At 41.2% G+C, this 25,495-nt stretch carries 22 protein-coding genes and 1 tRNA gene; 12 read left to right on the top strand and 11 right to left on the bottom strand.

Annotated features, from left to right (window positions below):
* Positions 1-65: 65 nt before the first annotated feature.
* A complete protein-coding gene (gene yejK, locus BI198_RS09950; protein WP_070049417.1) occupies positions 66-1,109 on the top strand; it encodes a nucleoid-associated protein YejK in 1,044 nt (347 codons plus the stop codon).
* Between the two features lie 3 nt (positions 1,110-1,112).
* On the opposite strand, the gene BI198_RS09945 is transcribed toward yejK, so the two are convergent.
* The 3 genes from BI198_RS09945 to BI198_RS09935 are packed head-to-tail and all read right to left on the bottom strand — an operon-like array spanning position 1,113 to position 2,666.
* Entirely contained in the window at positions 1,113-1,805 is a 693-nt protein-coding gene (locus BI198_RS09945) for a M15 family metallopeptidase (RefSeq protein ID WP_070049416.1), read from the bottom strand.
* A gap of 1 nt (position 1,806) precedes the next feature.
* On the bottom strand, positions 1,807-2,154 hold the full coding sequence (locus tag BI198_RS09940; protein ID WP_070049415.1) for an ArsC family reductase: 348 nt from the start codon (positions 2,152-2,154) through the stop codon (positions 1,807-1,809).
* 11 nt (positions 2,155-2,165) lie between these two features.
* On the bottom strand, positions 2,166-2,666 hold the full coding sequence (locus BI198_RS09935) for a PTS glucose transporter subunit IIA (RefSeq protein WP_070049414.1): 501 nt from the start codon (positions 2,664-2,666) through the stop codon (positions 2,166-2,168).
* A 586-nt stretch (positions 2,667-3,252) separates the two neighbouring features.
* On the opposite strand from BI198_RS09935, the gene yfbV reads away from it, so the two are divergent.
* A complete protein-coding gene (gene yfbV, locus BI198_RS09930; RefSeq protein ID WP_070049413.1) occupies positions 3,253-3,699 on the top strand; it encodes a terminus macrodomain insulation protein YfbV in 447 nt (148 codons plus the stop codon).
* A gap of 50 nt (positions 3,700-3,749) precedes the next feature.
* Here yfbV and xthA read toward each other — a convergent pair whose 3' ends face one another.
* Entirely contained in the window at positions 3,750-4,556 is an 807-nt protein-coding gene (gene xthA / locus BI198_RS09925; RefSeq protein WP_070049412.1) for an exodeoxyribonuclease III, read from the bottom strand.
* A 120-nt stretch (positions 4,557-4,676) separates the two neighbouring features.
* Here xthA and BI198_RS09920 point away from each other — a divergent pair, with 120 nt between their 5' ends.
* Both BI198_RS09920 and deoC read left to right on the top strand, forming a co-directional pair.
* Positions 4,677-5,378, top strand: coding sequence for a M48 family metallopeptidase (locus BI198_RS09920; protein WP_070049411.1), 702 nt, complete (start codon positions 4,677-4,679; stop codon positions 5,376-5,378).
* A 263-nt stretch (positions 5,379-5,641) separates the two neighbouring features.
* A complete protein-coding gene (deoC, locus tag BI198_RS09915; RefSeq protein WP_070049410.1) occupies positions 5,642-6,370 on the top strand; it encodes a deoxyribose-phosphate aldolase in 729 nt (242 codons plus the stop codon).
* A gap of 265 nt (positions 6,371-6,635) precedes the next feature.
* Here deoC and BI198_RS09910 read toward each other — a convergent pair.
* A tRNA-Tyr gene (locus BI198_RS09910) sits at positions 6,636-6,720 on the bottom strand.
* 107 nt (positions 6,721-6,827) lie between these two features.
* On the opposite strand from BI198_RS09910, the gene BI198_RS09905 reads away from it, so the two are divergent.
* Positions 6,828-7,310, top strand: a complete 483-nt coding sequence (locus BI198_RS09905) for a VC2046/SO_2500 family protein (RefSeq protein WP_070049409.1) — start codon at positions 6,828-6,830, stop codon at positions 7,308-7,310.
* Between the two features lie 53 nt (positions 7,311-7,363).
* Here BI198_RS09905 and BI198_RS09900 read toward each other — a convergent pair whose 3' ends face one another.
* Both BI198_RS09900 and BI198_RS09895 read right to left on the bottom strand, forming a co-directional pair.
* On the bottom strand, positions 7,364-7,843 hold the full coding sequence (locus BI198_RS09900; RefSeq protein WP_070049408.1) for a YchJ family protein: 480 nt from the start codon (positions 7,841-7,843) through the stop codon (positions 7,364-7,366).
* Between the two features lie 72 nt (positions 7,844-7,915).
* Positions 7,916-8,362 carry a SulA-like leucine-rich domain-containing protein gene (locus BI198_RS09895; protein ID WP_070049407.1) on the bottom strand — a complete coding sequence of 149 codons (447 nt, stop codon included), beginning with the start codon at positions 8,360-8,362 and terminating at the stop codon, positions 7,916-7,918.
* A gap of 254 nt (positions 8,363-8,616) precedes the next feature.
* Between BI198_RS09895 and BI198_RS09890 the strand changes: the two genes are divergently transcribed.
* Positions 8,617-9,315 carry a DUF3581 family protein gene (locus tag BI198_RS09890; protein WP_070049406.1) on the top strand — a complete coding sequence of 233 codons (699 nt, stop codon included), beginning with the start codon at positions 8,617-8,619 and terminating at the stop codon, positions 9,313-9,315.
* Between the two features lie 452 nt (positions 9,316-9,767).
* On the opposite strand, the gene sbcB is transcribed toward BI198_RS09890, so the two are convergent.
* Positions 9,768-11,201 carry an exodeoxyribonuclease I gene (gene sbcB / locus BI198_RS09885; protein ID WP_070049405.1) on the bottom strand — a complete coding sequence of 478 codons (1,434 nt, stop codon included), beginning with the start codon at positions 11,199-11,201 and terminating at the stop codon, positions 9,768-9,770.
* Positions 11,202-11,293: 92 nt separating this feature from the next.
* Positions 11,294-12,172, bottom strand: a complete 879-nt coding sequence (locus BI198_RS09880) for a LysR family transcriptional regulator (RefSeq protein ID WP_070049404.1) — start codon at positions 12,170-12,172, stop codon at positions 11,294-11,296.
* 109 nt (positions 12,173-12,281) lie between these two features.
* Here BI198_RS09880 and BI198_RS09875 point away from each other — a divergent pair, with 109 nt between their 5' ends.
* The 3 genes from BI198_RS09875 to BI198_RS09865 all read left to right on the top strand — a co-directional run bounded on the left by BI198_RS09875 (position 12,282) and on the right by BI198_RS09865 (position 16,822).
* Positions 12,282-13,460 carry an acyl-CoA dehydrogenase gene (locus tag BI198_RS09875; protein WP_070049403.1) on the top strand — a complete coding sequence of 393 codons (1,179 nt, stop codon included), beginning with the start codon at positions 12,282-12,284 and terminating at the stop codon, positions 13,458-13,460.
* 75 nt (positions 13,461-13,535) lie between these two features.
* On the top strand, positions 13,536-15,800 hold the full coding sequence (locus BI198_RS09870; RefSeq protein WP_083256596.1) for a thiamine pyrophosphate-dependent enzyme: 2,265 nt from the start codon (positions 13,536-13,538) through the stop codon (positions 15,798-15,800).
* On the top strand, positions 15,797-16,822 hold the full coding sequence (locus BI198_RS09865; RefSeq protein WP_070049402.1) for a malonyl CoA-ACP transacylase: 1,026 nt from the start codon (positions 15,797-15,799) through the stop codon (positions 16,820-16,822). The genes BI198_RS09870 and BI198_RS09865 overlap by 4 nt, the downstream gene beginning before the upstream one ends.
* Positions 16,823-16,914: 92 nt before the next feature.
* Here BI198_RS09865 and BI198_RS09860 read toward each other — a convergent pair whose 3' ends face one another.
* Positions 16,915-18,120, bottom strand: a complete 1,206-nt coding sequence (locus tag BI198_RS09860) for a tetratricopeptide repeat protein (RefSeq protein ID WP_141728867.1) — start codon at positions 18,118-18,120, stop codon at positions 16,915-16,917.
* A 280-nt stretch (positions 18,121-18,400) separates the two neighbouring features.
* The gene (locus tag BI198_RS09855; protein WP_070049400.1) at positions 18,401-19,606 is read right to left on the bottom strand and encodes a tetratricopeptide repeat protein; all 1,206 of its coding nucleotides are present in this window, start codon (positions 19,604-19,606) and stop codon (positions 18,401-18,403) included.
* Between the two features lie 184 nt (positions 19,607-19,790).
* Here BI198_RS09855 and BI198_RS09850 point away from each other — a divergent pair, with 184 nt between their 5' ends.
* The 3 genes from BI198_RS09850 to hrpA all read left to right on the top strand — a co-directional run bounded on the left by BI198_RS09850 (position 19,791) and on the right by hrpA (position 25,416).
* Positions 19,791-20,828, top strand: coding sequence for an isoaspartyl peptidase/L-asparaginase family protein (locus BI198_RS09850; protein WP_201243472.1), 1,038 nt, complete (start codon positions 19,791-19,793; stop codon positions 20,826-20,828).
* A gap of 133 nt (positions 20,829-20,961) precedes the next feature.
* Positions 20,962-21,381, top strand: a complete 420-nt coding sequence (locus BI198_RS09845; RefSeq protein WP_070049398.1) for a CBS domain-containing protein — start codon at positions 20,962-20,964, stop codon at positions 21,379-21,381.
* A gap of 69 nt (positions 21,382-21,450) precedes the next feature.
* Positions 21,451-25,416 carry an ATP-dependent RNA helicase HrpA gene (hrpA, locus tag BI198_RS09840; RefSeq protein WP_235605301.1) on the top strand — a complete coding sequence of 1,322 codons (3,966 nt, stop codon included), beginning with the start codon at positions 21,451-21,453 and terminating at the stop codon, positions 25,414-25,416.
* Positions 25,417-25,495 lie beyond the last annotated feature (79 nt).

Raw genomic sequence — 25,495 nt, 5'->3', positions numbered from 1 at the left:
TACCTGAAGTTAGAATGGTTAAACAGATAGAATAGTAACAGAATTCAATTTAAACAGGAAAAGTTATGTCAGTAGATGTAAAACAGTTAGCCATAAACCACATAGAACTAGATAATCAGGGGCAAAGTAAGGCTCATTATCGGCCATCTTTAGTTGAGGCTACGGTTGCAGTTGCGCACTTAGTGGAGCAATTACACTTAGCGTATAATGGCAAACCGGCCAAAGGGTACGCTGTATTTAATGCTGATAAACCGCAACAAGTGGTGACTGCTCTAAAAGATTGGCAACAACAAACCAGTGATTTTACGGTATTAGCGAATACAGCAACTGCTGAGCTGGAACAACAATTAACCGCCCACCAACTGCCAGAGCACGGTTATTTTTTAGTCTGTCATTATCGTTATTTGGCTAGTGAATATATATTGTTTTGTTTATTGGGTAGTAAGGACCATTTTGCACTAAGTGACGAGTTAGAGCTGGCGACATCACGTCATCTTGATATTGCTCGGATGCAATTAGCCGCCAGAATAGATTTAACTGCCTATCAAACTTCAGAACAACAAGGTAATTATCTAAGTTTTATACGGGGTCGAGCAGGGCGAAAAGTGGCCGACTTCTTTTTAGATTTTTTAGGTTGTGAAGAAGGTGCGGATGCTAAAGCTAACAGTAAAATGGTTTTAGCCTCAGTAGAAGAGTACTTTACGGCAGCCGAATTTGATAATAACGAAAAGAATGATACTAGAAAGCAAGTTTATCAATATTGTGAAGAGCGGGCTAAGTCGGGTCAAGAGGTCGTATTAGCTGAATTATCTGCTGTGGTAGACGAACAAGAGCAGCAAGGTTTTATGCGTTATTGCCAAGAGCAGCAACTTGCCGTTTCCGATCAATTTCCGGTAGAAGTAAAAGAATTAAAAAACTTAGTTAAATTTGCCGGACAAGGCGGAGGTTTATCGTTAAGTTTTGAACAAACGCTACTGGGCGATAGAGTGCAATATGATGCCCATAGCGATACGTTACTAATTAAAGGCACTCCGCCTAATTTACGGGATCAACTGCAACGATTTGTGCAAGGTTATTCTTCATTTGAGCATAAAGCTAAAGGTGAATAATATTTACCGACAAATATTTTGCACATACTGCTGATATAGTTCGGGTAAATAAGTTAATACTAATTTTTGTTCTGCAATGGGATGTTGCTCAATACAGTTAGCGAGTAACTGACAGCTTAACTGTTGCTGATAATTATCGGCAACAGGCGCATAACTAATGTGCCATGGCTCAGCTGCTACACCTTGTTGGTAACGCTGATAAGGCATAAAAAAGCCAAATGCTGTGCCATGTTGCTTTAACCATTGCACCATTGGATAGAATGGGCCCCCCATTTGATACTCAGTCGGTGCTAATTGTGGCTGATAATCATCTGCTACCGCATTAGCATCATACAAATCGATATCTGTGCCCCAGTGGTGTCGGCTGGCACCAGGCAGGGCAGAATATAATAACACTGCATCTAAACGTGCTTTAGCCTGTAATGTTTGCAAATCAACTACGTTGTTGTGTAAGTCATACACCGCACGCTTTCCGCTTAACTTAGCTTGCCAAATTTGTGCTTGGCGCTGATAAGAGCGAAAGGCTGAAACAATAGCCAGCGAAATGCCATCAGCGCTAGCTGCCGCAGCCATAGCATCAAAGTTTTCCGATGCTTGGGGCTGCAGCTTAAAACCATCCAATCGTAGTAGCAAATGCTGCTCGCTTAAGCCAGTAAGACAAGCGACTAGTGATAATGGCTCTGATGCTTCTTCCATACTAGGTATTAAAAATCTGCTGATATTGCTCAGCTTTAAAGCCAAGATAGTATTGGCCATTATGTACTAGTAAAGGCCGTTTAATCATTGCCGGTTGCGCTAACATTAATGCTAGAGCTTTAGCTTCATCTAAGTTTTCTTTATCTTCAGCAGCAAGTTGGCGATAGGTTGTGCCACGAGTATTAAGCAGATTTTGCCAACCACAAGCGGCAGAGAATTCCGCTAATTGCTCTGCCGTTAATCCATCTTTACGATAATCAATAAAAGTATAGTCATGTTGTTGCTCAGTCAACCAAGCTCGGGCTTTTTTAATAGTGTCACAATTTTTGATGCCATACATTTTTGTCATAATAATTACTTTTAATGAGTTTGAATAATAATTGCTGCGTTGTGAGCGGCAATCACTTTGCGCTGGCTGCTAAATAGCGCTTTAATCATAGGGTGCGGCAGCAGCATCAATACGCAAAATATGGGTTGATGCGAATGCAACCAATGCTGTTCAATTTGCAGGATATCTTGACCTGCTTCAATATCTATTGCCGTAATCGTTAACCGTCTTATTGCTTTAGTATGTTGTTCAAACAACGCAAATGGCAAATCGAGTTGTAAGATTACCCCGGATTTATGGGTAAAGCGAAGCCTACGATTACCGTCTAAGCAAGCGGTAAATTTGCCAGTAAAAGGTGCTTTAATAGTACCTTGGTGCAACTTAATACACAAAGCCTGATCTAACAGCATAGAGTGGTATAACGGATCGGCGTGTTCGGTTAGAGGAAATATATCCCCGCTGATTGGACTTTTTATGCCAATACCACGTATATCCCTTAACTGGGGTAACCATTGTAATGCTGTATTAACCATAAATTAGTATTATCCTTCTTTACTAACACTTACTGTACAATACTGTTGATAAATTGTCTGCTAACGGCGTTATTTGTCATTAATATTACGAGTAATGCGAGAGGATTTTATTGATAAAGTGTTTTTATATCGCTTTGGCGGTCAAAAAGGCTTTAAATGTATTTTTTTATATGACAAATAAACTAAAAAAATCATATTTACCCATAGACTCTAGCGTGATGTTGTCCACAATTTCTGTGGATAAGCTTGTTAGTAACAGTGTTTAACTTGCTTAGTTGCCTGATTTGTATGAGTTATTTTGATTGGCACATTATTTGATAGTTTCAGTTGGCTGTAAATAAGCTATTAAAGCAGTGCTTAGCCGTTTTTACGAATGTTAATGTTTTAAATAGATTGTCAAAATTAGCGATTTTCTCTTAAAACCGTTTTAATATTTATTTGATAAGTTTTTTAACAGCTAAGAGTGGGCTTTGAAACTGTTTGAAAAGTGCTAAGAACGAACTTTTTATTTTATGGCACTGTTATGGTGCTGTTATTCAGTTTTCGGATTGTTGACTGTTTAGATGCTTATTAGTTGGAGGTTATCATGTTGTTTTCGCTTTATTCGGTATTAAAAAAAGGCCACCATTATAGTAAAAAATGGCCTGTTAAACCTGAGTTAAATAGTATATTTCCAGAAAATAAGATTATCTTGCTGACCAGCTTATCGAGCCGCTATTTACCGCTCTTAGCCATTGCAGTAGCCTATATTCAATATAGTTTATTAGGAAGTGGTTTTTTGCCGCAGATTATTGCCATGATGCTATTTATTGCAACGTTACCTTTACAGGGTTTTTATTGGTTAGGGGTAAGATCAAAAACAACATTAACGCCAGCGCATGCCGCTTGGTTTCGGCATATTTGCGATAAAATGCAACAACATGGAATAGAACTACCACGTTATAATCAACCTGGTAGGTATATTGACTTAGCTCAAGTGCTGCAACAAGCCTATCGTCAATTAGATAAAGCCTTTATTCGCGACTGGATATAGTCATAAAGGCTTTGTAGTTTACGTTGTGTTTTTAGTCACGATTCGAGAGTTTATTTAAATACTGACCATATAGGTGCATGATCCGAAGGCTTTTCAATACCTCTTAACTCATAATCAATATCACTTTCAATACAACGCTTAGCTAATGCTTCTGTTGCTAATACTACGTCAATTCTTAAACCACGATTATCAAGAAAACCTTTAGAACGATAATCAAACCAGCTATACATATCAGCTGCATCTGGATGCAAATTTCTGAAGGTATCGCTTAATCCCCAATCTTTTAATCGCTTAAGCCATTCACGCTCTTCAGGCAAAAATGAGGTTTTGCCTTCACGTAACCAACGTTTAGCATTCGCTTCACCAATACCAATATCTAAATCAATAGAAGAAATATTAATATCACCAATAACGGCTAATAATTCATCCGGGGTGTGATGTGTCTCCAGATAATTTTGTAAATCATCATAGAATTTTTCTTTAGCCGGAAACTTAGTGGGATGAGAGCGGTTTTCACCTTGCGGAAAATAGCCATTTAAAATAGTCACAGGTTGGCCATCAGGCATCGCAAAACGGCCAATCAACATCCGGCGTTGAGCATCTTCTTCATCTGTTGGAAAACCATACTGCATAGATAAAGCGGGTTCTTTACTTAAAATCGCAACACCATAATGGCCTTTTTGACCAAAGTGATAGACATGATACCCCATCGCTTCTACATCAGATAACGGGAATACATCACTATGCACTTTAATTTCTTGCAGACCGATTATATCGGGTTGATGCTTAGTGATAAGAGCTTGCAACTGATGTAAACGAGCGCGTAGTCCGTTGATGTTAAACGAAATTACTTTCATATTTACGTTTTTCCTACTTATTAGAGTGAACCAAAATCTTGTGGATAATAACACTTTATGTTGCGGTATGGCACAATGGACTTGCTTTGTTAGCTAAAGGTTACAGGTTCGAGGAATAAGATGTCAGGATTGCAGGTTAAGGCACAGCCGTTTAATTACATTTTGTACTATAGCAAACGGCGTAGCTTGGCGATCCAGATTAAAGCTGGTGAAGTCGTCGTTAGAGCTCCGCTGGCATATGCTATGGCAAAAATTGAAGCTTTTTTACAGCATAAGCAGCACTGGATCTTAGAAAAAATACAAACAACACAATTACTCGCGGCTCCTAAGTGGCTGGAAGAGTGCCGACTACCGTTATTTGAGCAGGTTTTACCGTTTGAAGTACAGCGTGCTAAGCGTAGTTATATACTTCAGCAGCAAGATAAATTGGTGCTGAATATTTCATCTCGAGTGCAAATGGCGCGTGTCGATATTATCAAACAACAATTAATTACCGATTGGTATAAACAACAAGCCCAAATTTGGTTTAATTCGCGGGTAGCGTATTGGCAGCGACAGTTACAGGTAAAGTCGACAGAAATAGTTATTGGTGGTTGGTTAAGTAAATGGGGGTATTGTCGTGCTGATGGTCGCCTTGGCTTTAATTGGCGTCTAATGATGGCACCGGCATGGGTTGCAGATTATGTGGTCGTGCATGAAGTCTGTCACTTAAAGCATCTAAACCATTCTGCTGCATTCTGGCAGTTAGTTGCAAAGCACTGTGCTGACGTGTCTGCTGCTAAGCAATGGCTGAAACAATATCAACACCATTTAAGCTTATAAAAGAGTTCTGAAATTTCAATAAAAAAAAGTCGCCAACAAAGGGTTGGCGACTAAACAAGGACATCAGTAGGGAGATTGTGAATTACTACTAACTAATAGACTGCGCATAGAATAAAAGATTCAATTTATTTTAAATTATTTTGGTTTATTTTTAATTTGGCTATTTTGCTTTTACCAACAGTTTATTTTAAGCTGCTCAGCGCTTGAAATAATGAGCTTACATAAGACAGCCAGCAGTGCTGCATAATAATTGGACACCCTAAATGAAAAATTCACTGCGGTTACAACAACTGGTTAAGTTGATTGATATAACAAGATTAGACGATGCCGACAATATTTCGGCTTTTAATGATTGGCTTACAACCTTACCGACATTAGCTTATGCCGCTTATTGTGTTTATCCAGAATATTTACCTGCATTGTTGCAGCACAATACACTACTAGGCTCAGCCCAGATAGCAACTGTGGTCAATTTTCCTACAGGTGACCTAGCAACGGATACGGTTTGTGAACAAATCGAGCATGCTATCCAAGCGGGAGCAACTGAAATAGATTGTGTATTACCATATAAAGCATTAATGCGCGGTGAGCATGGTGCGGTAACAAGCTTTTTATATGATATTCGCCAAGCCTGTGGTGAACTGTGCTTAAAAATTATTATTGAATCAGGTGAGTTAATTACGGCGCAACAAGTTGCAAAGGCAACAGAGCTAGCGATTCAATGTGGCGCAGACTTCGTTAAAAGCTCAACAGGAAAAGTAACCTTTGGTGTCAGTGAGGAAGCGGCAAGAATAATGCTGACGGTGATAGCTGCCGCCGATAGAACGGTAGGCTTTAAAGCATCTGGTGGTGTGCGTACAGTTGAACAAGCTATTAATTTAATTCAACTATACGAACAAATTACGGGCAAAATCGCGACTAGTGCAACTATGCGCATTGGGGCCAGTAGTTTAGCTACTGAACTAGACCAACAATTACAGCACACGAATTAAAGAAACAGTAAAAACAATCCGTAAATTGTATCTAAGGATGAAAGTTTTTAAGGAATTAATGGCTAATAAGCTAAGAGCAAGGAAGCTCTGCTTTTGAATTCTGTTATACAGAGTATACAAAATCTAAAGAATGTTTATGTTTTTAGCTAAGAGCTTATTGCAAGAAGAGTATTTCAGATGGCGTAAGGTATATAAAAAATGTAGTTGAAGAGTGTATTAACTGCAGTTAATAACTGCTATTAGCAACTATTAACTTAAGAAAGAATGGTGGAGGGGGAAGGATTCGAACCTTCGAAGGCAGTGCCAGCAGATTTACAGTCTGATCCCTTTGGCCACTCGGGAACCCCTCCACGAGTGCGCAGCATCTTATCAAATTTAATTTTGATGTAAAGTATTTTACTAAACTTTTTTGTCTGACTGCCGATAAAAGCGACAACAGCCATAAAAAAAGCCCAATATGAACCCAATAATTAATGAGTGGCAGCTCGACTCGTGCTTAAATGTCGCATTACAAAATAAGCATCAAGCTGACTTTTCTTTATTTCTCGCTTTGCTGTCAACAGCCGTGGAAGAGAATGCTGAGTTTTTTACCCCAGACAGTCCGGTACAACTAGAACCGAGTAGTAAACTGCAACAGCAACTCAATATACGTTCACAACGTTCATTTGCCTGGCAAGATGATGACGAAAACTTAATTGCTGAGTATGCACAAGCGGTACAGCAATCTGGATTAACCCAAGTAAAGCTGTTTGGTTATTTAAAACCAGAGCCTATAGTGTATAAAGATGACAAGAACAAACTGCCAATAGAGTTATGGCAAAGTTTAGATGTGCATAGCAAGCGTCGTTTAACGGCATCGCAGCCATTACAAAAACCAAAAGCTGATGCTACAGCGTTATACGAAGTATTAGAAAAATTGCATCAAGCAGAAGCTGCCTAACTATTTATATATACTCTTATGTATAAGTTTATGAATAACCTATCGTATAAGTATTAATTAAGGCTACCGGAAAGTAAATGGAACAGACATTGTTTAAACTTCTTTTTACTACCACAAGGACATAAATCATTACGACCAATTTTTACGGTTGGTTGCTCAATTAATTGACCGGCGGTATATAACCAATTCTGCTCAAAAACAAAACGAGAAGTTTCAGTAAACGTCACTAACACATTTCCTTGTAAATAGCTGACCATAAACTGCACGCTGCCCACTGTGTTATCTTGTTTGCTGCAAAATACCTGTAAATTAATAAAATGACTCGTATTAGCAAAATCAGTAATTTGCTGCAAAGAGTTATCTGCTTGCATACTAGGATGATTGGTAGCATAAATATAAGCGGCATCTTTAAGACAATAGGCACTATAGCGCGAACGCATTAACTGCTCACAGTTTTCTACCGGTTTAACGTGTTTAATAAAAGGTTGGCAACACTGTGAGAATGTTTGTTTAGATCCGCAATAACACTGCACAAAAAGCTCCTGAAACTTAAAACTGGTTATTTTACGCTAAGTAAAATGTCAGCAATAGTCTATTGCCCTTATTTAATGCGGATTAAGTCGTTGGCACAGGTTATCCAATTGGTAAAACCAGGCATGATGTTGTGCTGCTAACTTTTGACATTCATGATCAATATTGTCTGTTAAAGGCTGACCGCAATTAATCACCACTTTACAATTTCCTGACGTTAACGCGGTATCGATAACTGTAGTTAAGTTTGCCAACTGCTTTTTATGTATGACTAACACTTTATGTAGAGGTAATTGCTCAACGTTAGCAAGCAGTTTAATTACTTGCGGGCTAGGTGCCAGTAGAACTATCCAACCAGCCTGTGCTTGATGTTGTTGGATTAATTGCATCAACATTCGTTGCTGTTGTGAAATATTACGATTAGCTACTGGATTAAATGGCGTCAGAGGCGTTAGTAGAGGGCTGTCACATTTAGCGACATCATCAGTGGCGACCTGGGGCAAATCTAATAAGTAATTCATTTTATTTCCTGCATGGTTATTTGTACAGTGTATGAATATACAGTAGTGTTGGGTTGAATAAAAAGCAAGCACTTTTATTCATAATATATTCCATAAATAGCCGAAAAATCGTAGGTACTGCAGATAAACGCTGGCTTAGAGCCGTTAAGTTCAGTTAGGAATAGTTTGAAACAAACTAATTACCACTTGTTAGACCATTAAATAGGTAAAAACAGGTATTATGTGGCGATGTTAATAGATTAAGTTGGTAGTAGATGTTAATTGATCAGTATGTAACTCAAACAGAGTCTGGTTTTAGCTTTAGCCGTAAGCAATCTAGTGAGTTTGCGAAGAAAGTTGCCACGGACTTTAATCCTTTGCATGACGAAGATGCAAAACGCTTTTGTGTGCCAGGGGATTTGATGTTCTCTTACTTACTTACTAAGTATGGAATAAGCGAGCAGATGACATGTCATTTTTCGGGAATGGTCGCAGCAGACACCTTGTTATGCACCAAGCAAGAAAACAATGTACGCACTGTTATCGATCAACAAGGTAAACCTTACTTATCTATAACAAGAAATGGTGCCGTATTTGATGACCCCGCTATTATAGATCCGCTAATCAAAGATTATGTTCGTTTCTCTGGCCAAAACTTCCCTTATATATTGCAGCCATTAATGCAGAAGCATCAAGTCATGATCAATCCAGCGCGACCATTAGTCATATATGAGAGTATGTCATTACAATTTAGCCAGCTGCCACAACAGAAAGTGGAATTGCAATTATCAAACTCAACCCTGACAGTGGAAGGTAAGCGCGGTAATGTAATTTTAGAGTTTTGCTTAGTCTCGGCGGGTGTAGTTATAGGTAAAGGTGAAAAGCGGATGATATTAAGTAATCTGACGCCATATAATGACGAACAAATGCAATTAATGGTTAAAGAATATAATAATCGTAAAGCGGCAGCCTAAAAAGGATGATATTTAAGCGCATTGATTAAACTTTGCGCGAACGATCCAACTATCGTAATATTTCTGCCATAAGCGCTTGCGCATGGTTTAAAACGCTCTATAATGCGCGCCATGCCAACGGGGATACGCAGTAACGGTTCTCCAAGCGGCTTATGCAGCGAGTCAAAAATCTTTTAAAAAGACGCTTGACAGNTAGGCCTTTTTTGTATTGGCAATACGGGTTGGTCAACCCCTCGAGCAGGGCGATCCCATGCGAAAAAAATGTCAGGAACATTTTTGAACGCCGTACGCGGCGGCCCGAAGTGTGCAGGGCACCGCTACTCAATAGAATTGTAGGGGCTTTTTTGCATTAGTTCATCGGCTGGTGAACTCCTCGAGCAGGCTGAACTCATACGTTTACCCATAAAAAAAGCCCCTAGTAAGGGGCCTTATCTATATTTCTAAATCCTAGTTTACATACTCTGCACGTATAAATATAACGCCTTTAAAATTTTCATTTTAGCTTCATCATCACTGTGTTCATGGGCTAAATTCTCTAATACCAGGCTGAACTCTTCCATAGTTAAGTTGGGCTGATCAATACCATGCATAATTTTATCAGTACGGTATTGCTGCCACTTTTGCTGCTCGCTGTCGTTTAAACTATTAGGGTAATTACGCGCTCGGTAAGCAAATATCAGCTTATTTAGGCGATCATCACTGAATACTGGCGCAGAAACGGCGAGTTGTTCAGCAGACAGCTCATGTAATTGCTGCATTTTAGTTTTGTCACTATTGCTAATAAAGCCGCTGTATAATTGATAGTCTGGATTGCTTTCAACAGGGTAATCTTCGAGTTGCTGATACACTTGAACAGCTTTATCCTGTACCTCACGATGTTGGCGTAACCAGTCTAAATGCTGTAAACACTGCGCGCGATCAATACCTAATTCTGTGGCTCTGGCCTCGCTAAGAGTTTTAGCAGGGGATAATACTGGGCATTTATTGATATGAATCAGCTTTAAGCCTAAACGTTGCTCGTTCTCTGCTAAATCGATCGTTTTGGTATACAGTTTCTTCTGTAGAGTGGCAATATCATCAGCTAATAAGGGGGTTGGATCTGACTGTAAATTATAGCAAATTACCGCATTTTTATTGGTGGGATGAAATGCCAATGGCACTATCCAACTAACACAGCCTTGTTGAGCAGGAAACTTTGACGATACATGAACTAAAGGTGTCATACCGGCAACATCAATTAAGGCTGCGGCTGCTGATTTTTTACGTAGATTAAACAAGTAATCATACAACTTAGGCTGTTGTTGTTTAATCAACTTAGCCAAGCCAATAGTGGCATAAACATCCGATAACGCATCATGCGCTTGTTCATGCGCTAAACCATTTGCTTTACTTATTAATTCTAATTTAAAGCTAGGGGTACCATCTTCGCGTAACGGCCAGTTTATCCCTTCGGGTCTAAGGGCATAGCAAGCTCGCACCATATCAATAATATCCCACCGGCTATTGCCGTTTTGCCATTCACGACCGTACGGCTCGTAAAAGTTGCGAAATAAACTATGTCGTGTCACTTCATCGTCGAAACGTAAGCTGTTATAGCCTAATACGCAGGTATTTTCTTGGCTAAAACGTTGCAGAATTTTTGCCATAAACTCAGTTTCAGCATAGCCTTTTTTATTACATAGTTGCGGGGTTAAACCGGTAATAAGTGCCGCTTGCGGGTGAGGGAGGTAATCATTAGCTAACTGACAATACCAATTATCAGGCTCAGCAATAATATTTAAGTCTAAATCAGTCCTAATGCCAGCAAATTGTGCTGGACGGTCACGTTTAGGATCGGCACCCCAAGTTTCATAGTCATAAAAGTATAAGCTTGCTTCAGTTGTCATAGCGATAACAGACCAATTAGTATATTTAAAACAATAAATTATACTCGCTATTGTAGCAGCAACTTGGCTATATACGTAAGGTTGTGGCCAAATTAGTCTGTATCACCAGGCGTAAACTGCAGTGATGTTGGTGCTATGTTGACCGTATGTAGACATAACTGGATTAATATTTTTAAAGGCTGAGTGTCGTTGGTGCGTCGGTACGCTAAGCCAATGGTGCGCTGTAAAGCCAATTCATCAATATTCTTTAAGAGCACATCGCTGCGTTGATTCAAGTTATAAAAATCGGGTACTAGGGCACAGCCTATACCTGCTGACACTAAGCCCAATGCATATTCAATGGTTTGAATATCCGCTCGAATATCAGGTTTAATATTTCGACGACCTAACTCAGGGTACAAGCTATTCCAAGCATCACAAGGTGTACGCTTAATTAGTGCTAAGTTTTCAAAGTCAGCAAGGGCAATTGACGATTTTAACATTAGGGGTGAAGCTGGAGGGATCGCCAGCATATAGCTGTCATGCCAAATAGGCTCGAACACTTCTCCAGCATTTAACTGAGCTGCAGTAATAATTCTGGCGTCACATTGTTCAGTCGGTTCAACTAAATGTAACTCTAAACCATCAACTAATAAGCTAAATTCGCGCAGTAATTGGCTCATTCGCTCTACGCCTAATGCCCTTATTAAGCCTAACTTGAACTGCACCTTTTTCACCGGCTGTACAAAGCTGGCCTTGATTGAGTTCACCTGACTAATTAAACGCCCTGCATGACCATATAGCTTATCTGCATCGTCAGTAGGAGATACTCCCTTAGGTAGACGAGTAAATAAAATTACGCCAAGCTCTTGTTCTAATTGACGGATTGCGGTTGATAGTGAAGGTTGAGTAATACAGCATTGCCGCGCTGCTGCGCTAATACTACCTTGTTCATATACCGCGACAAAATAACTAAGTTGTCTTACATCCATAGTTTAAAGCTATACCTGATACAGTATTATTATAGTTTAACTGTACATCAAAGCAGGCTATTGTGGCTACAGAGTTTAATATTTGTTTAGTTTGATTAAGGAATTAGCTATGACCCGTGCCCATTTTGATTGGCAAGACCCATTTCAATTTTCAGCTATGTTAAGCGAAGAAGAACGCATGATCCGTGATACTGCGCATCAATATTGCCAGCAGAAACTTATGCCACGGGTGCTACAAGCAAACCGTAATGAGCACTTTCATCGTGAGATAATGACCGAACTGGGTGAGCTTGGTTTATTGGGCGCCACTTTACCTGAAAAATATGGTGGCTCTGATGTGAACTATGTTTGTTACGGTTTAGTTGCCCGTGAAGTTGAGCGCGTAGATAGTGGCTATCGTAGTGCTATGAGTGTGCAATCGTCTTTAGTGATGCATCCTATTTATGAATATGGCAGTGAAGCACAGCGGATGAAATACTTACCTAAGCTTGCTTCAGGTGAGTGGGTAGGCTGTTTTGGTTTAACTGAGCCAGATTCTGGTTCTGATCCTGCCAGTATGCGTACCACAGCGAAAAAGAATGCTGGCGGTTACATTATTAATGGCAGCAAGATGTGGATCACTAACTCACCTATCGCTGATGTATTTGTGGTCTGGGCTAAGCTTGAAGGTGTTATTAGAGGCTTCATTTTAGATAAAGGTATGCCAGGACTGAGTGCACCAAAAATTGAAGGTAAGTTTTCACTGCGGGCGTCTATTACCGGTGAAATTGTGATGGAAAATGTGCAAGTTGCTGACGATGCACTGCTACCTAATGTCAGTGGCTTAAAAGGTCCTTTTGGTTGTTTAAACAAGGCGCGTTATGGCATTGCTTGGGGCTCATTAGGTGCGGCAGAATTCTGTTGGCATGCTGCGCGGCAATATACGCTAGATCGGCATCAGTTTGGCCGGCCATTAGCGGCAAACCAGCTTATTCAGAAAAAACTAGCCGATATGCAAACCGACATTAGCATTGGTTTATTAAGTTGCTTACAAGCCGGTCGTTTGATGGACCAAAATCTATTACCACCGGAAACTATTTCTTTAATTAAACGTAATTCCTGCGGTAAAGCGTTGGATATAGCCCGAGTTGCCCGTGATATGCATGGCGGTAATGGTATCGCTGATGAGTTCCATGTTATTCGTCACGTGATGAATTTAGAGGCGGTTAACACTTACGAAGGTACGCATGATGTGCACGCACTGATATTAGGTCGCGCACAAACAGGTATCGCTGCCTTCGCCGGTTAGCAATTTAAGCTGCCATTACCGGCTATTGATATTTTTACCTTAGCCGGTGATTAAAATATGCTGCGGGAGAATAGAATGACCGAACCAGTTCATCCATGGGTGGCGCAATTTCGCCAACGTATTACCGATCACGCGTTACCAGATAGTAGCTGGCAGCGCCAAACCGATACATCCGATGCGGTGTTGCATCAACTATGGCATAGTCAACTTTGTAGTCGCTTGTTAGATTTACAATCACGTTTATTACAAGCTAAAGGCCAAAGCTTTTATACTATAGGTAGCGCGGGGCACGAGGGAAATGCGGCTATTGCTGCTGCATTACGATTAACTGATCCGGCATTTTTACATTACCGCAGCGGTGCATTTTTTATTGAACGTAGCAAACAATTACCCGGTAGCACGCCGATTTACGATTTACTGTTGTCATTCTGTGCCAGTAGTGATGATCCTATATCTGGCGGCAGACACAAAGTATTGGGCAGCTTAGCACTAAATATCCCCCCACAAACGAGCACCATAGCATCACACTTACCCAAAGCCATGGGCGCGGCACTGGCCATCGATTTAAGTCGACGCTTACAACTCGAAGGTAGCTGGCCCAGCGATGCTATTGCGGTGTGTAGTTTTGGCGATGCATCGGCTAATCATTCTACTGCACAAGGCGCCATTAATGCCGCCAGTTGGACTGCTTACCAACAAGTACCAATGCCGGCTTTGTTTGTTTGTGAAGATAATGGTTTAGGGATTTCTACGCCGACACCAAATGGTTGGATTGAGCAAGCATTGGCTGATCGGCCGGCGCTAAAATATTTTGCCGCAGACAGCAGAGATTTAGCCCACACCTACAGCGTAGCTTGCCGTGCCGCACACTATGTTCGTACTACACGTAAACCGGCACTGCTACATATATCAACGGTACGCTTGTTCGGCCATGCCGGTGCAGACACCGAAGCGGCTTATCGCAGCAAGCATAAAATTGCTGACGAATTAGAATTAGATCCCTTATTAGCTAGTACCGCGTTACTGTTAGATAAAGGCATTATCAGTCGTGAACAACTGCTTAAACAGCTGGATACTTTGCAACAGCAAATTGTACGAGTGGCAGCCGTTGCCGTGACTAAACCTAAACTAACCACTGCGGCGCAAGTAATGGCCTCTATCGCGCCACATAAGCCTGCCGTTGCGCTACCGGCTATTGCCGACAGCCAAACACGTCAGCAACTGTTTGCTTATGATCAGCATAACCAAACTAAGCCACAACACTTAGCTAAATTACTAAATTGGACCCTGCATGACTTATTAGCGCAATTTAAAAATGCGGTGGTATTTGGTGAGGACGTTGGTAAAAAGGGCGGTGTATACGGTGTTACTCAGCATTTGATCCAAGCCTTTGGTAGTAACAGAGTTATTAATACGTTACTGGATGAGCAAAGCATTTTAGGCATGGCGATAGGCTTAGCGCAGCAGGGTTTTATTGCAATTCCTGAGATCCAGTTTTTAGCTTATGTCCATAACGCTGAAGATCAAATTCGCGGTGAAGCGGCAACCTTACCGTTTTTTTCTAATGGTCAGTACTCTAATGCCATGGTGATCCGCATTGCCGGTTTAGCTTACCAGCGTGGCTTTGGCGGCCACTTTCATAACGATAATTCGTTTGCAGTATTTCGAGATATACCTGGCGTTATCGTGTTTTGTCCCTCTAACGGTCAAGATGCGGTGTTGTTATTACGCCAAGCGGTACAGTTAGCCCATGAGCAAAAGCGCTTAGTGATCTTTCTTGAACCTATAGCGTTGTATATGACTCGTGATCTTAGCTCTGCGGGTGATGGCTTATGGTTACATAATTATCCGGCACCCGATACTATCTTGCCTGAGTTTGGTGCTCCTGCTGTTTATGGTCGGGGTAAGGAGTTGGCTATTATTAGTTATGGCAATGGCTATTATTTAAGTCGCCAAGCTGAGCAAGAGCTAACCGCACAAGGATATCAGATCCGCATCCTCGATTTACGCGTGTTAGTGCCGTTGCAAACAGAAAAAATTATAGCAGCCTTAGCCGATTGTCAGCAGATACTGATTGTGGATGAATGTCGTAAGCGGGGCTCGCTAAGCGAAGAATTGTTTACGACATTACATGAAGCTAAACCCAATCATTTTACTATTCGCCGGTTGTGTGCTGAAGATAGCTTTATCCCACTAGGCAGTGCCGCTTATGCCGTATTACCTTCTAAACAACAAATTATTGACCACGCATTAAGCTTATTAGTGACTTCTACTCAGCCACCAGCTCCAGCGGAATCAAAAGATGGTAAACAGTTAGTGCAGCAGGAGGATTTATCATGAAAAAGACTGCATTAGTGGTATGTCCCGGTCGTGGTACTTACAACAGAGCCGAGCTTGGATATTTAGCCAAGTATGCAGCAAAACAAGCAGCATTAATTAGCCAGCTTGATCACACTCGAGCAGATTTAAATCTAAGCACGGTCACTGAATTGGATAGTGAAGCGAATTTTAGCAGCCGAATACATTTAAAAGCCGATAATGCGGCGGCACTGATATTTGCTGCCGGTATAACCGATTTTAAAGCCATAAATCGCGATAAGTTTGAGCTAGTTGCCTTAACGGGCAATTCAATGGGCTGGTATACCGCGTTAGGTTGTGCTGATGTATGGTCCGCCAATACGGCGATGAGAATTGTTAGCAGTATGGCGCAGTTAACTGCCAATGAACCTGGTGCCCAGTTTATTTATCCATTAGTGGATGAAAACTGGCAATTTTGTACCGAGCGTCAGCAATTAGTTAATGCGCAAATAGCTCAACATCAAGATGAGTTATTTATGTCCATTTATTACGGCGGCTATGCAGTGCTAGCGGGAACCAAATCTGCTGTATCTGCCGCTATCGCTGCGTTACCACCATGCGATGACAGATTTCCAATGTTATTAAATGGTCATGCCGGATTTCACACCTCACTAATGCAAACTGCATCTGCTAGTGCGCTGCAGCAATGGCCTGCGCAGCATTTTAGTGCCCCTAGTTTACCGCTTATCGATGGTCGAGGTCATATTTGGCCAGCCGATGTTAAAAACCCAGAGCAATTACAGCAATACACTTTGCAGCATCAAGTTTGCCAAAGTTATAACTTCTCTTTAGCGCTTCAAGTGGCGGTAAAAGAATTTGCACCCGAGCATATTATCTTGTTAGGCCCAGGGGGAAGTTTAGGTGGGGCAGTGGCACAAAGTTTAATTGATATAAATTGGCAAGGTTTAAGTTCGAAACAAGACTTTGTTGCAGCGCAAGCTGAAGCCATGCCGTACATATTAAGCATGGGCATTGATGAGCAACGCCAGGCAGTTATTATTTAGTATCAGTTAGGTATGTTATTCCTTAAAGGGGCTTAGCACTAGGCAGTAACCTGCTTAGTGCTAATGATTAAACTTAGTATAAATAGTTATATTTAATCAACTCTCGCTATCTGATTTAAAATCGACAGCTTTCTTTGATACTGAATCTTATCTTGCACGGTAGAAGTGTGGCTTTTAGCTTTTATCAAATAACGTTCTGCCTGCGCCAATTGGTTTAATGAAACATAGCTTTTAGCCAGGCCAAAATAGGCCTCATGGTTATCTGGATCAAGCTCTAAAGTCTTCTCAAAGAATGTAATACCTTTGCTAAAATTTTGCTGTGCAAAGGCTTCAGTGCCTAACATTAAGTAGTAATAAGGGTTGTTTACACGGCGCTTCAGCACTTTTTGCTCTAGTGCTTTGGCTAATTCCTCTTTACCCGTGCGCTGATATAAGTAAGCTAAGTTTGATAAAGTATTAATTGAATCAGGATTTAACATTAAGCTGTGTTGATAAACCTGCTCGGCTAAATCCATTAAATGATGTTGGCGATATAAAATACCAAGATTAGACCAGGTTACAGCAAAGGTGGCATCAGCATTAATAGCCGCCTTGTAGTAGGCATAAGCTTGTGCGTAGTTATTTTCGGCAACCGCTATCGCAGCTTTATTATTATAAAACATAGCAACAATACGCTGTTGGTTGATAGCAGTCGTTTTAAAATTATTTTTTAAACTATAGGGATCAAAGTCGACTATAAAGCTATTAATTAATACCGATATTCCTGTTCCGTCATCAATTTTACGGTGTTTCTTTAATCGTAAATTTACATGGCCATTTAACCAAGTTTGATTAAGCTCACTGGTCCAATATTCTGGGATGTGCACATCTTGAAAGTTAGCTTCCATACCCACTTCTTGCGCTAAACTATAAGCAAGAATAGATAAACTTAAACAGTTAGCTTTACTATATTGTAAGGTTTCACTTGCGGTACGCGTGACACTGTTATCATAAATCAGGCCGTCGTCAGCATAAGAGACAATAAAGTCGAGTACGGCTTTAGTTTGCTCACGTACCGATACATGCGTATTCATTAATGCATGCAGTTTTACTTTAGCCTCTTCTGGCAATATAAAAATTTGCTCTGGTGATTCAATACTATGCAGTGGTGTATTGGCACTGTTTTGAAATTGCTCATTCGCCACTAACAAATTATTTTTAACGCTATTTATTGCTGAAATATCGCTAGTTTGACAACCGGCGATTAGAGCCATAGTTGTCATAGCCAACAAGCAGTAACGAATTTTTTTAATTCTCACAAATACCCCCAAACTATACTCTGTACTCACTTATCTGCTAAGACACTTTTAAATTTAGGCCGGTAATAATTCAAAGCCATGCCGATATATTGCATCTTAGGCTAAAAATTACCTGACATTGATAACACTATTATCATTAAACAACAACAAGCAGTTAACGAAGAGGTATGGTTAAGTTGTTAGTATTGATTGGCTTAGTTGTAGTGTTGATTATAGGTAAGCATCTGCGAGGTGCAAACACAATTAATTTATAAAGGTTTGCACCGGATGAAAGAGATTACTAATTGGCTTTAGCTATTTGATTTAGCACGTTTAGTTTTTGTTGATAGCGGCGTTTATCTTGTTTAGTAAATGTATGACGTTTAGCTTTAGTTAAATAGCGCTCTGCCATGCCTAATTGGTTTAATGAAAAATAGCTTCTAGCTAATCCAAAATAGGCTTCATGATTATCACGCTCTAGCCTTAAAGCGGTTTCAAAGTGCTTAATACCTTGTCTAAACTCTTGTTGTTTATACGCCTCAGTGCCTAACATTAAGTAGTAATAGGGATTGTTTTCACGCTGTTTTACCACCTGTTGTAATAACTGATCCGCCAACACTTCTTTACCGGTGCGTTGATATAAATAGGCTAGGTTTGATAAGGTGTTAATCGAGTCTGGATCTAGCGCTAAGCTGTGATGATAAGCTTTTTCGGCCACATCCATTAAGTTATGCACTCGATATAAAATGCCTAAATTTGACCAAGTTACCGCGAACTGTGAGTCTGCTTTTATAGCCGCTTTATAGTAGGCATAGGCCTGAGCATAATTACTTTGAGCAAAAGCTATCGCGGCTTTATTGTTATAAAACATGGCTACGACACGCTGTTCAGAGATTGGATTGCTGTTAAAGCGTTTTTTTAAACTATAAGGGTCAAAGTCGACCACAAAGTCACTACCTAATAGCACAATCCCAATGCCATCATCCACTTGTCTGTGATGTTTTAACCTTAAATTTATATGGCCATTTAACCAGGTTTGGTTGAGCTGGCTGGTCCAATATTCAGGTATTTGCACATCTTGAAAACTAGCATCCATACCCACTTCTTTAGATAAACTATAGGCCAGTATAGATAAGCTTAAACAGTTCGCTTTGCTGTAGTATAAGGTTTCGCTTGCTGTGCGGGTGGCACTGTTATCATAAATCAGGCCATCGTCGGCATATGAGACAATAAACTCAAGCACTGCTTTGGTGCGTTCTGGCATGGAGCGATATGTGGCGATTAATCGATGCAGTTTAGCTTTTGCCTCTTCTGGCAGTAAAAATATGTCAGTCGGTGACTCTATGGCATGTAAGGGGGTATTAGCGATATTTTGAAATTGTTCATCAGCAACCAATAAGTTGGTGGCCGGTAACACATTGGCTTTATAGTCGGTCGATTGGCAACTTGTAAGCACTGTAATAGACGTGATAACGAGCAACCAGTAGCGAATTAGCTTAATGCACATAAAAACCTCGGCATAAATTTAATCTGGTTATAGATAAAGTGTAGACCAATACCACAAACTGCCGTTAGTTTTTGCTATTAGGACTGTTTATGCTTGGCAAAATAGCCTATTTAGCAGTATTGTCATTTATCTCCACAATATAAAACTAGACAACACGGCAGCAAATGCCGAAATGGAACCTCTTATGAAAAAGCTATTATTATCCTTAGGTTTGCTGGTATCAGTTAGTGCAGTTGCAGAGCAAGCTCAACAGGCAACGGGCAAAGTATCTAACGCTTTAGCACCTATAGGTATCGTTATTCACGGTGGTGCCGGCACGATTATGCGTAGCAGTATGACCTCAGAGCAAGAAAGTGCTTATCATGCCACGTTAAAACATGCTGTTAGCCAAGGTTATGCAGTATTAGAGCGCGGCGGCAGTAGCCTAGATGCAGTCAGTGCAGCGGTGATTATATTAGAAGACTCACCTTTGTTTAATGCGGGTAAAGGGGCTGTGTATACTTGGGATGAAACTCATGAGTTAGATGCCTCTATTATGGACGGCAGTAACCGTAACGCCGGTGCGGTGGCCAGTGTCACCACGGTTAAAAACCCTATTTTATTAGCACGCGCAGTAATGGAAAAGTCTGTGCACGTTATGTTATCAGGTAAAGGGGCAGAGCAGTTTGCTCAAGAGCAACACTTAGTGCAGGTTCAAAACAGCTATTTTGATACTGAATTTAGACTTGAAGCCTTAAAAAAAGCTAAGCAATCTATCGAGCCAGTACCCCATCAAGCTTATGTTCCTTATGATCCAGCATGGAAGATGGGTACTGTCGGCGCAGTTGCTATTGATAAGCAAGGTAACTTAGCGGCGGCAACGTCTACTGGCGGTATGACCGCTAAACGGTACGGCCGTATTGGTGATGCTCCTATTATTGGCGCCGGTAACTTTGCTGATAATGCCAGCTGTGCGGTATCAGCTACCGGTCATGGCGAGTACTTTATTCGCTATCAAGTGGCAGCAGATATTTGTGCTCGGGTGAAATATCAGAACAAAAATGCAGCAGAAGCGGCACATGAAGTGCTAACTGAATTAAAACAAATTGGCGGTGATGGTGGTGTTATCGTGGTTGATTATAAAGGCGAGTTAAGCTGGGTATTTAATACCGAAGGTATGTATCGTGCGATGCAAAGCCAAGGTAAAGCACCTATTAGTGAAATCTTTGGTTCAGGGCAGTAATTAACTCAGCGAAATAACCTAATTATCACACGCAATATAGATAATTTCGGCTACGCTTAATAAGAGTTTATGACTCATTCATCCAGTTTTTGCATTACGCATTTTTTGCTTAATAGGATACAGAGAGGGGCATATGGAGTTATTAAAAGTAGCCGATTATATGCATCGGCACCCAGTTACCTTTACCGCAGATATGCCAATAGAAATGGCAGTAGCGCGTTTAATCCAAGCTAAACAGTTGGGTGGGCCTGTTATTGATCTGCAGCACAAAATTATAGGCTTTATTTCCGAGCAAGATTGTTTAGCTCGAATGTTAATGTCTACCTACCATGATCAACAATCTAGCCGGGTCGCTGAAGCCATGAGAACAGAAGTGTTAACGGTTAGGCCCTATGACGACATTATTGATTTAGCTCAGCTTATGCTGCAATCAAAACCGAAGTTATATCCAGTAATTGATGATAACGGCTGCATTCTTGGCATTATCTCGCGCTCAGATGTCCTTGCTGCCATTGATAAAGAGCTGCATTCACATTACAGAAAAGTAAGTTAAGCCTATAACGCTGGATTTTTACCACCTGCTCTTGATAGCATGGCGCCCTCTATATTCGAGGGCACCGTTTTGACTGCAACTGATAAACCTACCGCTGAACAAAAAGCTAAAGTCACCACAGAAGTAAAGACTGAAGTAATGAATAAAGTAAAGACTGAAGTATCAGCATCAACATTATTTTCTCAACTTGAGCATTGTCTGTTAAAAGATCAGTTTCGGCTGCGTCGCCGCCTGCAAAACAGTAAAAAACAGCCCGACCAACATAAACAACAACAGCAACTAATCAGAATTTCTCACGACATCGCACGCTCGATGCAACAACGCCAAGCACGTGCGTTATCTGTGCCTAAAATTACTTATCCCGCCCAGTTACCAGTATCAGAAAAAAAAGCTGATATTAAAGCTGCAATAGCAGCGCACCAAGTGGTGATTATTGCCGGTGAAACTGGTTCGGGTAAAACCACACAAATTCCTAAAATGTGCATCGAGTTAGGTCGCGGTATTGCCGGTATGATAGGTCATACTCAGCCACGGCGGTTAGCGGCACGCAGTGTCTGCGATCGTATTGCCGAAGAGCTTAATTGCCAACCCGGCCAGCAAGTCGGTTATAAAATTCGCTTTGGTGATCATACCAACGAAAAAACCCATATTAAATTAATGACCGACGGTATTTTACTGGCTGAAATTCAGCAAGATCGGTTTTTAAACCAATACGACACCATTATTATTGATGAAGCGCATGAGCGTAGTTTAAATATCGACTTTCTACTGGGCTATTTAAAACAGTTGTTACCAAAGCGCCCAGACTTAAAACTTATTATTACCTCAGCCACTATTGATCCAGAGCGCTTTTCTAAGCATTTTTTTGATGCGCCTATTATTGAAGTGTCTGGCCGCAGTTTTCCAGTAGAAACCCGTTATCGGGCTATGGCCGATGAAGACGATAAAGATGTTGATCAACTGCAAGCCATTTTTGATGCGGTTGACGAGCTATATTTAGAGCCGGCGGGAGATATATTAATATTCTTAAATGGTGAGCGAGAAATTCGTGATACCGCCGATGCGCTAGAAAAACGTAACTTAGCGCATACCGAGATACTGCCGTTGTATTCACGCCTTAGTGCCTCTGAGCAAAATAGAATATTTCAAAGCCATGCCGGCCGGCGCATCGTGTTATCTACCAACGTCGCTGAAACCTCATTAACAGTACCCGGCATTCGATATGTTATAGATCCCGGCACCGTGCGTATTTCGCGCTATAGCTACCGCTCTAAGGTGCAGCAGCTGCCTATTGAAGCTATTAGCCAAGCGAGTGCTAATCAGCGGCAAGGTCGTTGTGGGCGGGTTGCTGCCGGTATTTGTATACGCTTATATAGCGAAGAAGACTTTCTGGGTAGACCTGCCTTCACCGATCCAGAAATACTAAGAACCAACTTAGCCTCGGTTATCATGCAAATGCTGGCGCTAGGCCTAGGCGATATTGAAGATTTTCCATTTTTGCAAAAACCGGATAGCCGGTTTATTAATGACGGTGTTAAATTACTGGAAGAATTGGGCGCAATACCGCTTAACCGAGCCAAAGCTAGCTTAAGTTTAACTGAGCTAGGTAAGCAGCTGGCGCGATTGCCGCTAGACCCACGTTTAGCCCGAATGGTATTAGCTGGCGCCGACAATCAAGCTTTAGCCGAATTGTTAGTGCTAGCTGCAGCGTTGTCTATTCAAGATCCGCGTGAGCGGCCGTTAGATAAAAAACAAAAAGCCGATCAGTTCCATGCTCGCTTTGCCAATGCCGACTCCGATTTCAGCAGCTGGTTATTGCTATGGCAATATTTACAGCAGCAACAAACCGAATTAAGTGGTAATCAATTTAGGCGTTTATGTAAGCAAGAATTTTTAAACTATTTACGCGTACGTGAATGGCAAGACTTAACCGCACAATTGCAGCAACTTATGCAAGAGCAGGGCTATAAGCTTAACCAACAAACGGCCGACTATGCCGCAATTCATCAATCGATATTAAGTGGCTTACTAGGCCAAGTGGGTTTTAAAGATAGCGATGCCGATTACATGGGGCCACGACAAACTCGGTTTTATGTTTTTCCCGGTAGCCAGTTATTTAAGCGCAAGCCAAAATGGGTGGTTGCCGCAGAATGGGTTGAAACCAGTCGGCTCTATGCCAGAACCTTGGCTAAAATAGAGCCAGAGTGGGTTGAGCCTTTAGCCCAACACTTGGTTAACCGCAGTTACAGTGAACCCCATTGGCAGAAAAAACGCGGCGCGGTTATTGCCTACGAGCAAGTCAGTTTATACGGCTTAATTATCGTGGCAAAGCGAGCCGTGCAGTTTAGTAAAATTGACGAGCACACTTGCCATAAAATCTTTATTCGCGAAGCCTTAGTTAATCAAGAGCTCGGTACGGATGACGCCTTTTTAAGCTTTAACCAACAATTAGTAGATAATGTTACGGCGCTTGAAGATAAATCACGCCGCCGCGATATTTTAGTTGATGAAGAAACCCTAGCGGAATTTTATAGCCAACGCGTGCCACTGTGGGCTAATAACCGTATCGATTTTGCTAAATGGTGGAAAGGCCAACGTAAAAAAGAACCTCACTATTTAAATTTCAGTTTAGACAATTTATTAAACCGCGATGCCAGTGACATTACCGCTGATAAATTTCCGGGAACTTGGCAGCAAGCTAACCTTATTTTGCCGCTTGAATATCACTTCTCACCCGGCGAAGCCGATGATGGTATTAGTGTCTTAATTCCGCTGGCGCTTTTAAACCAAGTTGAAGATACTGGATTTGATTGGCTTATTCCTGCCTTACGTCACGATTTATTAGTGGCGTTAATTAAGTCGTTGCCCAAGCAGTATCGGCGTAACTTTGTACCAGCACCAAACTTTGCTGATGCCTTAATGCAAACCATCAGCCCAGATCAAGGGCCATTGTTAGCCACGATGAGTCAGCGACTTAAGCGCATGTCGGGCATTACTATCCCCGATGAGGCTTGGGATTTCGCCAGTATCCCAACGCATTTAAAAATGAATTACAAAGTGGTCGATGAACATGGCCATATTGTGCAGCAAGGGCGTTCATTAGACTTATTAAAGCAAGGTTTACAAGGAGATGTACAACAAAGCTTAAGCCAAGTTGCCGAACAGGGAATAGAGCAACAGCAGTTAACACAGTGGAGCTTTGGTAAGCTACCAAGCGAGTACGTTAAGGTACAAGCTGGCTATGAAATAAAAGCCTTTCCTGCGTTAGTGGACGAGCGTAATTCTGTTGCCATTAAACTGCTTGATAACCCAATGTTGGCTAAGCAAACTACCCGTTTAGGTTTGCGCCGCTTATTACTGCTAAATATTCCATCACCGGTTAAATACCTACAAGAATCCTTGCCTAATCAAGCTAAGTTGGGGTTGTACTTTAATCCATTTGGTCGGGTATTAGAGCTAATAGACGATTGTATCTCTGCGGCGGTTGATGCGTTAATTAATCAAAGCAGTATGCCGACGGATGCTGAAGAGTTTGCCGTGCTGCGGGAGAAAGTAAGAGCTGAGCTAGGTGATACGGTGTTAGGCATCGCACTGCAAGTCGAGCAAATTTTAAGCTTAGCTCACGCCATTCAAAAGAAACTAAAGGGCCGGGTCGACTTAGCCCATGTGCAATCGCAAGGTGATATTAAACAACAGCTAAATGAGCTGATATTTAAAGGTTTTGTTAGTGCCCATGGTGCGGCAAAATTAACTGATATTATTCGCTATTTACTGGCAATGCAAAAGCGTTTAGAAAAACTGCCGGTTGACCCAAACCGTGATCGGTTATTAATGTATGAATATGAAAAAGCAGATCAGGCTTACCAAAGTTTAGTTGGCCAATATGCCGATAAACCTATTTTGCCCGAGCCAGTACAAGCCATTTATTGGATGTTACAAGAATTAAAGGTATCGCAGCATGCCCAGCAATTAGGCACGGCTTATCCTATTTCGGTTAAGCGGGTCACATTAGCCGTTCAAGAGCTTAAAGCTTAATAATGTATAAATAGTTGTGCATACTTAGTTGCAGTAATGGCTCTGGTATTGTTGCTAGTACAGGAGCAATTACCAGTAT

Source organism: Rheinheimera salexigens, from assembly GCF_001752395.1.
In the GTDB taxonomy this organism is placed as follows: domain Bacteria; phylum Pseudomonadota; class Gammaproteobacteria; order Enterobacterales; family Alteromonadaceae; genus Alishewanella; species Alishewanella salexigens.
Note: the sequence above shows the minus strand (reverse complement) of the source record. Positions and strands in the feature narration are given on the sequence as shown.

Bases quoted from the DNA above. Each gene is read 5' to 3' on its own strand.
- BI198_RS09940 (WP_070049415.1), bottom strand. From the start codon at position 2,154: ATGACAAAAATGTATGGCATCAAAAATTGTGACACTATTAAAAAAGCC.
- BI198_RS09865 (WP_070049402.1), top strand. From the start codon at position 15,797: ATGAAAAAGACTGCATTAGTGGTATGTCCCGGTCGTGGTACTTACAAC.
- sbcB (WP_070049405.1), bottom strand. From the start codon at position 11,201: ATGACAACTGAAGCAAGCTTATACTTTTATGACTATGAAACTTGGGGT.
- xthA (WP_070049412.1), bottom strand. From the start codon at position 4,556: ATGAAAGTAATTTCGTTTAACATCAACGGACTACGCGCTCGTTTACAT.
- deoC (WP_070049410.1), top strand. From the start codon at position 5,642: ATGAAAAATTCACTGCGGTTACAACAACTGGTTAAGTTGATTGATATA.
- BI198_RS09895 (WP_070049407.1), bottom strand. From the start codon at position 8,362: ATGAATTACTTATTAGATTTGCCCCAGGTCGCCACTGATGATGTCGCT.
- BI198_RS09845 (WP_070049398.1), top strand. From the start codon at position 20,962: ATGGAGTTATTAAAAGTAGCCGATTATATGCATCGGCACCCAGTTACC.
- BI198_RS09945 (WP_070049416.1), bottom strand. From the start codon at position 1,805: ATGGAAGAAGCATCAGAGCCATTATCACTAGTCGCTTGTCTTACTGGC.
- BI198_RS09905 (WP_070049409.1), top strand. From the start codon at position 6,828: ATGAACCCAATAATTAATGAGTGGCAGCTCGACTCGTGCTTAAATGTC.
- BI198_RS09935 (WP_070049414.1), bottom strand. From the start codon at position 2,666: ATGGTTAATACAGCATTACAATGGTTACCCCAGTTAAGGGATATACGT.
- BI198_RS09875 (WP_070049403.1), top strand. From the start codon at position 12,282: ATGACCCGTGCCCATTTTGATTGGCAAGACCCATTTCAATTTTCAGCT.
- BI198_RS09890 (WP_070049406.1), top strand. From the start codon at position 8,617: ATGTTAATTGATCAGTATGTAACTCAAACAGAGTCTGGTTTTAGCTTT.
- yejK (WP_070049417.1), top strand. From the start codon at position 66: ATGTCAGTAGATGTAAAACAGTTAGCCATAAACCACATAGAACTAGAT.
- yfbV (WP_070049413.1), top strand. From the start codon at position 3,253: ATGTTGTTTTCGCTTTATTCGGTATTAAAAAAAGGCCACCATTATAGT.
- BI198_RS09920 (WP_070049411.1), top strand. From the start codon at position 4,677: ATGTCAGGATTGCAGGTTAAGGCACAGCCGTTTAATTACATTTTGTAC.
- BI198_RS09850 (WP_201243472.1), top strand. From the start codon at position 19,791: ATGAAAAAGCTATTATTATCCTTAGGTTTGCTGGTATCAGTTAGTGCA.
- BI198_RS09870 (WP_083256596.1), top strand. From the start codon at position 13,536: ATGACCGAACCAGTTCATCCATGGGTGGCGCAATTTCGCCAACGTATT.
- BI198_RS09880 (WP_070049404.1), bottom strand. From the start codon at position 12,172: ATGGATGTAAGACAACTTAGTTATTTTGTCGCGGTATATGAACAAGGT.
- BI198_RS09855 (WP_070049400.1), bottom strand. From the start codon at position 19,606: ATGTGCATTAAGCTAATTCGCTACTGGTTGCTCGTTATCACGTCTATT.